The organism is Streptomyces sp. 13-12-16, from assembly GCF_002114215.1.
GTDB lineage: Bacteria > Actinomycetota > Actinomycetes > Streptomycetales > Streptomycetaceae > Streptomyces.
Genome location: NZ_NCTE01000027.1, coordinates 1 through 10,364, shown reverse-complemented (window position 1 = coordinate 10,364; position 10,364 = coordinate 1). Strand labels below are relative to the sequence as shown.

At 74.4% G+C, this 10,364-nt stretch carries 5 protein-coding genes; 2 read left to right on the top strand and 3 right to left on the bottom strand.

What is annotated here, in order from left to right; all coding sequences use genetic code 11:
- Positions 1-342: 342 nt before the first annotated feature.
- The 3 genes from B7767_RS01360 to B7767_RS01350 all read right to left on the bottom strand — a co-directional run bounded on the left by B7767_RS01360 (position 343) and on the right by B7767_RS01350 (position 5,904).
- On the bottom strand, positions 343-4,251 hold the full coding sequence (locus B7767_RS01360) for a helix-turn-helix domain-containing protein (RefSeq protein ID WP_085570463.1): 3,909 nt from the start codon (positions 4,249-4,251) through the stop codon (positions 343-345).
- A 175-nt stretch (positions 4,252-4,426) separates the two neighbouring features.
- Positions 4,427-4,873 carry a peptidase inhibitor family I36 protein gene (locus tag B7767_RS01355; RefSeq protein WP_085570462.1) on the bottom strand — a complete coding sequence of 149 codons (447 nt, stop codon included), beginning with the start codon at positions 4,871-4,873 and terminating at the stop codon, positions 4,427-4,429.
- Between the two features lie 110 nt (positions 4,874-4,983).
- Positions 4,984-5,904, bottom strand: coding sequence for a hypothetical protein (locus tag B7767_RS01350; RefSeq protein WP_256923281.1), 921 nt, complete (start codon positions 5,902-5,904; stop codon positions 4,984-4,986).
- Positions 5,905-6,509: 605 nt separating this feature from the next.
- Here B7767_RS01350 and B7767_RS01345 point away from each other — a divergent pair.
- On the top strand, positions 6,510-6,920 hold the full coding sequence (locus B7767_RS01345) for a hypothetical protein (RefSeq protein ID WP_085570460.1): 411 nt from the start codon (positions 6,510-6,512) through the stop codon (positions 6,918-6,920).
- 482 nt (positions 6,921-7,402) lie between these two features.
- Positions 7,403-10,084: an ATP-binding protein gene (locus B7767_RS01340; RefSeq protein WP_218775765.1), complete on the top strand. Its 2,682-nt coding sequence runs from the start codon at positions 7,403-7,405 to the stop codon at positions 10,082-10,084.
- Positions 10,085-10,364: the final 280 nt, after the last annotated feature.

Sequence of the window (10,364 nt, the reverse complement as noted above, 5' to 3'; positions counted from 1 at the left end):
GGCGATCGCGCGCTCGGCCGCCGCGGAGGCCCCGGGGGCGAGGACGCCGCACGCGTCGGCGGCCGTACGCTGCGCGGGTGCCCGGGTGTTCGCGGCGGCGGCGGACACCGGCGCCCAGAGGAGGAAGGCCAGTAACGCGATCAGTGTGCGGATGAGACCGGTCCGGCGGTGCATGCCAGGACCCCCGTTTCCCGTGGTCGTCGAAAGAAGTGGTCGTCGAAAGAGGTGGTGCACAGGAGCTTGCTGACCGCGCCTCGCGCTTGTCGAGGAGCCGGGTGTCGCCTCCCTCCGACGGGCAACGGGAAACACCCGGGAAACCCCCTGTGATCAGGTGAGCCGCCGTCAGCCCCGCCCGTCGCAGGCCGCCTGGTCGTCGGTGAGGCGGACACCGGGCAGGAGTTTCGCGCGTGCGTCCGCGTCGATGCCCGCGCCCAGCCGGCAGATCCGCGCCAGCCGGGCCCCGGGGTCGAGGTCCCACAGCCGTACGGTGCCGTCCGTGCCGGCGCTGGCCACCGTGGCCCCGCCGGGAGCGAAGGTCACGCTCCACACCGCGTCGGTGTGGCCCGTCAGCGTCGCCCACGGGCGCCGTCCGGCGACGTCCCACAGGCGCACCGTACGGTCGTTGCCGCTGCTGGCGAGCGTGCGGCCGTCGGGCGCGAAGGCGATGCCCCGGGTGGAGCCGATGTGACCGGTCAGGACGGCCTCCGAGCGGCGTTCGCGGACGTTCCACAGCCGTACGGTGCCGTCGTTGCCGCCGCTGGCCAGCGACCGCCCGTCAGGGGTGAAGGTCACGCAGCGCACCGCGCCGGTGTGGCCCTTCAGCGTGCCGAGCGGGCGGTGCGAGGAGACGTCCCAGAGCCGTACGGTCAGGTCGTCGGCGGCGCTGGCCAGGGCCCGGCCGTCGGGGCTGAAGGCGACGGCGTTGACGAAGTCCCGGTGGCCGGTCAGGGTCGCCAGCGGCGCGCGTTCCGTCACGTTCCACAGGCGCACCGTACGGTCGGCGCCGGCCGAGGCGAGACTCCGGCCGTCGGGGGCGAAGGCCAGGGAGAAGACCTGCCCGGTGTGGCCGGTCAGGGTCGCCAGCGGTTCCCGTGCGGTCACGTCCCACAGCCGGATCGTGCCGTCGGAGCCCGCCGACGCCAGGGTCCGCCCGTCGGGTGCGAAGGACACCGAGAAGACGGCCTCGGTGTGTCCCCGGAGCGTCGCCAGGAGCCGGCGCCGGCCCACCTCCCACAGGCGTACCGTGTGGTCGGCGTCGGCGGTGGCCAGCAGCCGCCCGTCGGGGCTGTACCGGGCCTGCCAGACCTGTGTGAACGGACGGGCCGTCAGCACCGGGCCGCCGAGGTTCCACAGGACCACGGACCGGTCGAAACCGGCTGTGGCGAGCAGGGTGCCGTCGGAGGTCACGGCCGCCCCCATCACGTAGTCGGTGTGGCCGGCGAGCACGGTGGTCTGCCGGCCGCCGCGCACGTCCCACAGCCTGGTCGTCCCGTCGCCGACCGCGCCGACGACCGTGGCGCCGTCGTGCGTGTACGCGACGGCGTTGATGTCGTCGTTGCTCCCGGAGAGCGTCGCGTCGAGCCGACCGCCGCGCACGTCCCACAGCCGTACGGTCCGGTCGACGCCTCCGGAGGCCACCTCCCGGCCGTCCGGGGAGAACGCCACGCCCAGCACTTCGTCGGCGTGCCCCTTGAGCACGGCGAGGGGCCGGGTCCGGCCGGTGTCCCACAGTCGTACGGTCCGGTCGGCTCCGGCGGAGACCAGGGTCCGGCCGTCGCGGGTGTGGTCCAGGGCGTTGACCGCTCCCTCGTGCCCGCGGAGGGAGGCGGTGAGGCGGGGTGTGCGCGCGGTGTCCCACAACTGGACCGGCCCCTGTGCGGTCGCGACGGCGAGCCGGTGTCCGCGGGGGTCGAAGGACAGCGCCCGGGCACCCTTCGTGCTGTCGGCGAGCACGGCCTCCCTGCGGCGCCCGGCGATGTCCCACAGGCTCACGGGCCCGTGCGTCGACGTCGCCGCGAGGGTACGGCCGTCGGGGCTGAAGGCGATCGAGCGGACGGGCCCGGACACGGTGAACGTGGCGGTCGTACGGCGGTCCGACACCCGTCGCAGGGTGACGGTCCCGTCGGAGCTGGCCGTCGCCAGGGACCGGTCGTCCGGTGCGAAGACCACCGCGTTGACCGGCCCCCGGTGACCGCCCAGCCGGTCGGAGAAGGGCTGGGACTGCGTGCTCAGCAGCGCGCCGCGCGCCTCGGCGGTGGTGTGGGCCCGGTAGGCCTCCCCGGCCAGCAGCATCGACGCCTCCGGCCGGCCTCCGGCGAGCGACGCGGACCGCACGGCGAGGGCCTGGGAACGCGCGACGCGTTCCTGGTCGAGGGCGCTCTCGCGCTGCTGGTGGGCGATGCCGCCGGCGGTCAGGGCGAGGCCCAGCAGGACGGCGAGCGTGGCGAGCATCGACTGCCGGAGCCGGACCTGGCGTCTGGCCTGCCTCTCATACCCCTCCTGCTCGGCCAGGCTCGCCCGGAGGAACGCCTCCTCACCGGGGCCGAGCCGGCGCCGGCCGTCCAGTTCGTCGGCCCAGGAGAGCACCGTGCTCAGCCGGGTGCCGCGGTACAGCGCGGACGGGTCCCGGCCCTCGCGCTCCCATTCGGCGGCGGCGTGGGCGAGTTGCTGGTGGAGGAGCAGCCCGGCGCGGTCGGCGTGGATCCAGTCCCGCAGCCGTGGCCAAGCGTGCAGCAGGGCCTCGTGGGTGATCTCGACCGTGTCGCTGTCCATGGTGACGAGCCGGGCCCGTACGAAGGCGTCGAGCGCGGCGGCCGCGCCGTCCGCGTCGGTGAACTGCTCCATCAGGGCGGCCCCGCTCGTCCGGCGGCGGGTCGCCCCGCCGCCGTCCGCGACGTACACCAGACGGGACAGGACGCGGCGGATCGTCCGCTGCTCGGCCGGGTACAGCCGGGCGAAGACGCTCTCGGCGGTCCGGGCGATCGCGCCCCGGATCCCGCCGGCCCGCTCGTACCCGGCGACGGTCAGCACGGCCCCCTCGCGCCGCTGCCAGGTGGCCAGCAGGGCGTGGGAGACGAGGGGGAGCACGCCGGAGGGGGTCACGTCGGCCCCGGCACCGGCGTCCCTCCCGGGGCCCCTCGGTGGGCCGCCCTGCTCGTCGCGCAGTCCCGCGTCGCGCAGGAGCAGGGGGACCAGTCCCGGCTGGAGGGTCAGTCCGGCGAGTTCCGCCGGGCGGGTGATGGATTCCCGCAGTTCCGTCACGGACATGGGCGGCAGCACGAACAGCCCGTCGGTGAGGACCGGGGCCAGTTCGGGAAGGTCCAGGCAGTGGCCGGTGAAGTCGGCCCGGACGCCGAGCACCACGACGGCGGGGCCGTGTCCGCTCTCCTCCGGCCGGGGGGCCGCCAGGGCGCGGAGCACCCGGACGAAGGAGCGCCGCTCGCCCTCGTCCGCGCAGAGGGTGAAGAGTTCCTCGAACTGGTCGACGATCAGCACCGGCCGGCGGGGCGGGGGCCGGCGTTCCCCGGGCGGCGCCGGCGGATCGTCCACCCTCGCGCGTACGGCGGCCGGCACCGCGTCGGGGTTCCCGCGCGCCTCCTCGGCGGTGACGGCGAGGTCTGCGCCCACCGCTTTCGCGATGCGTTCCAGGAGTTCGTCCAGGGGCCGTGAGGTGGGGGTGAACGTCACCACCGGCCACCGGTCGGCGCCCGGCATGGGAAGGTCGCCGCGCCGCAGGGCGGGCACCAGTCCGGCGTTGAGCAGGGACGACTTGCCCGCCCCCGAGGGGGCGACGAGCATCAGCGGGCCGCTTCCCACCCGTTCGAAGACCCGTTCCACCAGTGCGGCCGTCGCGTGCTCCCGGCCGAAGAACCAGTCCGCGTCCTGCGGGGTGAACGCCGACAGGCCGCGGTACGGACACGCCCCGTCGGACTGCCGCCCGGGATCGGCGGCCCCGGCGCCGCTCCCGCTGCCGGCGGGCGGTCCCTCCTGGACGAGCCTGAGCAACTCCCCCTCGGCGCCCAGTACCCGGTCGCAGATACGGGCGACGTCGGCGGTCGCCCGTTTCGTGCCGGTCTCGATCTTGCTGAGGTAGCCCTTGCTGTAATGGGTCTGCCGTGCGAGGTCGGTCAGCGACAGGCCGCGCGCCTGCCTGAGTCGCCTCAACCGGGCGGGGAAGGAGTGCGTGGTCAGCGCGTTCCGATCCCGCCCGATCCCGTGGTCTGCTTCATGCCCGTGCTGCGGATCTCCCACGGATTCCCCCATGCGGTGCGGCCGTGAGACGGTGGAAGCCCAGGTTACTGCCGGGTTGACAAGGGCAGCCAAACCTTTCACCCGATGTGGCGAAAACACGAACGCCCGGAACCGCGGGGCGGTTCCGGGCGTTCGTCGCCGGACGGACGGACGGACGGACAGGCGGGCGGGCGGATCAGGTCAGGTTGACCGCGCAGCCGCCGTTCACCCACCGGTGCGACCTGATGTTGTCGTTCACCGTCGGACCGGTGTTGAAGAAGTTGTCGGAGAGGTTGTCGGCGTACAACTCGCCCGGCTGGAGGCAGGCGTGGCCTCCCTCGTAGTTCTCCAGGAAGTAGAACGCGACGATCGACAGGCTGCCGGTGAATCCGCGGTTCATGACCGACGAGGCCCTGTCGTTGGCGGAGCCCCAGTTGCTGCTGTTGCCCGGCGTGGCCACCAGCTGGGCGCCCTGGCAGTCGAAGCCGTCCCAGGCGTACACGTTGCCGTTGCGCGGCCCCCACTTGCTGTCGCAGCCGGGGCCGGCGACGGCGTTCCCGGACGCCTGCGCGGCGGTGGCGGGTGCGGTGAGGCCCAGGGCGGCGAGCCCGAGGACCGCTGCGGTGACGATGGACTTGCGCATGCTGTTTCCCCTCGTTGGTTTCCCTGTTGGTGCGTCGGAGCCGGTGTGCCGGGCCGGATGCCCGGCGCGCACCGGCGCCGTGGGGCGGTGTCCGCCCGGGCGCGACGTGGTCAGTCGCGCTCCGGGACGATGCGCACCGCCCGGTCGTGGGCCTGTCGGCCGAGGTTCCGGTAGGTGTCGATGTCCTTGCCGAACCGGTCGCGCAGGCGGTCCTGGTAGTGCGTCTCCCGTGCTGTGGCCACGGCACGCAGGGAGGTCCCGCGGGCGCAGGTCGCGTCCGCCACGGCGGTCCTCCGCTCGGCGGCGAACGCCTCGTCCGCGCGTGCCGCGCCCAGCCGGCTGGTGCGGACGCGGACGGCTTCGCGGGCCGCACCGGGGTCCTCGTACGGCTGTCCCGCCTGCTTCATGCACCGCGCCCACGCCCTGATCGCGGAGGTCAGCCGACGGTCCTTCATGAGTTCCTCGCCGTACAGGGCGTTGAGTCCCGAGACGGTCTTGCTCGTGCGGAACCAGACGGCCGGGTCGCCGTAGAGCGTGTGTTCGGCCTCCTCCGTGCAGCCGCCGAGGCGTTTGCGGACCTCTCCGCCGACGGGCAGCGGTGCCCGGAGCGTCTTCGCGTCGTCGCCGCCGTCCAGCGCGGTGTCGAAGGCGGCGCGCCGGGTGGCGGAAAGGCCCTGCCGGTAGGTGCCGTTGGGGTTGCGCTCGTGGACCCGCAGGCTCTTCGCCTCGATACGTCCCCCGTAACCGTGCGTGCGGGCCCAGGCCACGTCGTCCTGCACGAAGCGCACCGGGCGGCTCTCCTGGAGCGTCAGGCCACGGTCCTCCCAGTAGGTGAATCCCTGGCGGTTCATGCACTGCTTGATCAGGCGTTGTTGCGCGTCGGCGACGCGCAGTTCCTGCTGCCAGGTCAGTGCCCGGGGACGCGGACGCGGGTCCTGTGGTGCCCGGCCGCCGTCGGCGTCACCGCTGTCTGCGCATCCGGTCGTGACGACCGCCACGACCGCGCACAAGGACACGAGTACCCGTCTCATGAACTCCGCCCCCTCCGCCGTCGCTTGCTGACGGATCCAGAGTTGCCCCGCTGCCGGCGGCGGTCGACGGGTTTCCTGTTGCCCGCCGGTGCGGTCGGCCGGGAAACAAGGCGTGAGCAGGGGGAACGCGGGGAGGGAGGCAACGCGGTGGGGAGGGAAGCGGTGCGGGCGAGGAACGGGCCCTCTCACCCCACGGACACCGCCGGGCTGTGCGCCGACGCCGTACGGCACGGGCGCGTCCCCGGCGGGACTTCCACGTCCGGCCCGGCGCCGCTGCCCGGACCCGCGGGGGCCCGCGGACTCCGGCACCGGGTCCGTCGTCATCACCGCCCCGGAGATCCGGGCAAGTCCGTGTGGGCGGTGGCGGGCACCGCGCCGCACAGCCGGTCCTGAAGCCTCAGGCGCACGGCCCGGGCACCGTCCGCCCATGGGCACATGTGGTCCCGGGACGGCAGCGAGCGCCGCACGGCGCCTCCCGCGCGCCGACGGCGGGCAACGTACCCAGACGTATCGACGCTCCCCCCGAATCGCCGAAAAGGTACCGGGACGGTGTGCGCATGCCTACGCTTGACCGGCGATTGCCGGAGGGGCAAGGGGAGGGTGCGATGGATCCCATCGTGGTGACGGCAGGGTCCGCCCTGGTCGGCGCGATGGCCACGGACGGCCGGCGACACGCCCCGGCGGGTCCGGTGAAACCATGGCGGGTGCGCCCGGCGGAAGCCGACGCGGCCGGGGGAGAACCCACCGACGTTCGCGCCCGGGTCCTGTCCGCCCGGGACACGGGGGACACCGGGACCGAGCAGGCGTCGACGGGGAGTCGGCGATGGCGGCTCCACGAACTGCTCCGTGAGGAACCGATGCCGGCGGACGGGCTGCGACGGCCACCGGACGAGACGTCGACTCCGGTGGCGAGGAACCCTGCGCAGGCCGGCGGGGCGTCGACCGTGACCGACGCGCACCCCCACGGCAGGCCGCGGCTGTACGTCTCGGGAGGCGACCAGCGCTTCCACCGCTGAGTGGACAGTCGCCCGCCGCGGCAGACCCGTCGTTCCCACCCCGTTCCCGCGACAGCCGCGTGGCGGGAGGTCGGTCGCCTCGCCGCGGGCGGCGACCGGAAGGTCCCGGCCGCTCGGCGGCCTTTCCGCGACGTCGTGCGGGCAACCGCTCCACGGGAGGAGTTGAGGTGTCGGATCCTCACCGGCTCAAGGGCCCCTCGGGCGACGGGAACCCCCGGCCGTCGCCACGCCCCGCCCGCGGCACAGGTCCGCACACGGCGTCTCCCCCCGCCTCCACGTCCACGGGGGACGGGTGTCCCCCGGCGTCGGTCAGGGCATCGGCGACGGGGTTCGGGCGCGCCTTCGTGTCCCTGCGGGACATGACCGTCCACGAGGGCCCGGCGCCGTACCGTCTCACGGGGTGGTCCGCCGACCCGCCCGCCCTGTCGCCCGAGCGAGCGCGTTCGCGTCCCAGCCTGCTGCTGCGTTCGAACCGTTCAGTGGTGCGTTTCACCGGCCGTGAACCGGATCTGGAGCGCCTTCGCCACTGGCGGGACGACGCCTCCTGTCCCGGGACGGCGGTCCGGTTGGTGCACGGGCCCGGCGGTCAGGGCAAGTCCCGGCTGGCCGCGCAGGTCGCCCTGCTGTGGTCGGCCGACGGGTGGGACGTACTGGTCGCCCATCACCGCCGGGACCACTCCGAGCCGTCCGCGGAGTCCGTCCACCCCGTGGCGGGCGCCCTCGGCACACTGGTGGTGGTCGACTACGCCGAGCGGTGGGACACCTCCGATCTGCTGGCCCTGCTGAGGGACCTCGGCGGTTCCGTCACCCCCGTCCGGGTGCTCCTGCTCGCCCGGCCAGCCGGGCACTGGTGGCAGGTCCTCCGGTACCGGCTCGACCGGGATCCGGGGGTACCCGCGGACGCGCAGGAGCTGGGACCGCTCGCCCGGAACCCTGCCGACCGGCCGGGCCTGTTCACGGCGGCACGCGCCGACTTCGCGGAACAGCTCGGCGTGCCGGATCCGAAAGGGGTGACGCCGCCCGCGGCTCTCCTGCGGCACGAGGCGTACGGCTCGGTGCTCAGCGTGCACATGGCCGCACTCACCGCCGTCCTCGCCCATCTCGACGGGACCACCGCGCCCACCGAGCCCACCGAGGTCTCCGCCTGCCTCCTCGCCCGCGAACGCGATCACTGGCAGGAGCTGCACCGGGGCCTCGACCGCTTGTTCCCGACCGGCCCCGACACCATGGCGCGGGCCGTCTACACCGCGACGCTCGCCGGCCCGTTGCCCCACCGGGCCGGACTGCGGGCGCTGCGGGAGATCGGCGTGCACACGGCCGAGCCCGGGCAGGTCCTCACCGACCACGCCTTCTGCTATCCCCCGTCGGCCGACGGCACGGTCCTCGAACCGCTCCGTCCGGACCGCCTCGGCGAGGACTTCCTCGCGCTCTCCACGCCCGGGCACACCTGTGGGTACCCGGCCGATCCGTGGGCGGACGAGGCGGTGGCGGAGCTGCTGTCCGGTGCGCCGGAGGACCCGGCACCCCCCTGGGTCCCGGCGGCCCTGACCGTCCTGGTCGAGACTTCGCGCCGCTGGCCCCACATGGCCGGGCGGCTGTACCAGATGCTGCGCGAACGTCCCTGGCTCGCCCTGCGCGGCGGCAACAACGTGCTGATCGCGCTGTCCGAACCGGACGTCCTCGACAGCGCCCTGCTGGAAGCGATCGGCAGCCACCTCCCCCTCGGCCCCGACATCGAACTCGACGTCGGCATCGCCGCGTTCGCCCGGCGCCTCACGGAAGACCGGCTGGCCCGCACGGACGACGCCGCCGCACACGCCCGGCTGCGCACCGAACTCGGTGCCAGGCTGGCCTCCGCGGACCTCCATTTCCAGGCGGTGGTCGAATACCAGGAAGCCGTCGCGATCTACCGGCGGCTCGACCCCGCCGGCTACTCGCTGGAGCAGGCCTACGGGCTGTTGATCGCCCTAGGTGGGCTCGGGGACTCCCAGGCCGCGCTGGGACGGTACGAAGAGGCGCTGGCGAACACCACATCGGCGGTCGAGGCGTACCGCGTGTGGGCCTCGGTCGATTCGGCCGCGTACGGGCCGGCACTCGCGCGGCTGCTGACCAACCAGGGGGGCCAACTGTGGAAACTGGGGCGGCGGCAGGAGGCCGTGGACGTCACCGAGGAAGCCATCGGCGTCTGCCGGCCGCTGAGTGGGGGCCGGGCCCCGCACGACGCCGAGGCGGCCCTCGGCGCCGCGTTGGGCAATCTCGGCGTGATGCTCCTGCGGATGGACCGGGCCGAGGAGGCCCTCACCGTGACCGCCGAGTCGGTGACGGTCCACCGACGGCTCGTCGCGGCCGATCCGGCCGCGCACCGACCGGGTCTGGCCGAGAGCCTGCACCGGTACGCCGCGGTCCGCGAGACGCTCAGGACCGACACCGGCCGTGCCGCCGACGCCGTGGCCGAAGCCATCGAGACCTACTCCGACCTGGCCGGTGTGCGGCGGTCCCGGTTCGCCGAACCCCTTCGGTCCAGCCGACGGCTCCAGGACGATCTCGACGACACCTCGTTCCCTGCCGAATTCCGACGGGCCGCCCTCCGGCAGGGGGCCGACCACGTGTCGGTCTCCCCCGACGACGCGTACGCCGTGGCGGCCGCCCTCCTGGTCCGCCATGCGGACCGGTGTCTCGCCGAGGGGCAGTCGGCGAAAGCCCGCGACCTGCTCACCGAGGCCGTCGGACAGTACCGGAGTCTCGCCGGGACCGCCCCGGACCTGTACGCGCACGAGCTGGCGAACGCACTGCACCTGGCCTCGCTCGCCGAAGCCCGGCTCGGGGAGTTCGCATCGGCCCTGGCCCACACGACGGACGCGACCGAGCTCGTACGAGCGCTGGTGGAGGCCGGGATCGCGGAGCCTCCCGCCTTGGCCGCCGTCCTCGTGGCGAACGCCGGTATCCGTAGCGCGGCGGGCGCGGACCTCTCCCTGGCGCTCGGCCTCGCCCGGGAAGCGGCGGAGCTCTACGAGCAGCTCGTGCGGCGGGCACCGGCCACGTTCGGTCAGGAGCTCGTCCTCGCCCGTCACCTCCTCGCCGAGATACTGCACGGGCTGGGTGACCACTCGGCGGCCGATGAGATCCTCCGTGCCCCCGGCAACGCCGGTCGGGGCGAGTCATGACGCGGACCTCGGTGTGACGCGGTGCCGCTCGGCCGAACACCGGGCGGGCAACGGGTGGTGGCGTGCTTCCGGCCGCGCCCGGCACAGGACGGCGCCGTGATCCGGCCGTGTGACGGCGCCGGCACGATCGGCGTGAGGCCGACGCCTTCGAGGAGCCCTGCGGTGCGGCGGCGGTCGTACCCGGCAGCGAGCTCGCGGCGGGAGCGCTTGCCGGCCCGGCGACGGTCGTCCTCGGTGTACCGGAGCCGGCGTGGTCGGGCGGCCGGGGCGGGCCCGGGAC

Bases quoted from the DNA above. Each gene is read 5' to 3' on its own strand.
- B7767_RS01355 (WP_085570462.1), bottom strand. From the start codon at position 4,873: ATGCGCAAGTCCATCGTCACCGCAGCGGTCCTCGGGCTCGCCGCCCTG.
- B7767_RS01350 (WP_256923281.1), bottom strand. From the start codon at position 5,904: ATGAGACGGGTACTCGTGTCCTTGTGCGCGGTCGTGGCGGTCGTCACG.
- B7767_RS01345 (WP_085570460.1), top strand. From the start codon at position 6,510: ATGGATCCCATCGTGGTGACGGCAGGGTCCGCCCTGGTCGGCGCGATG.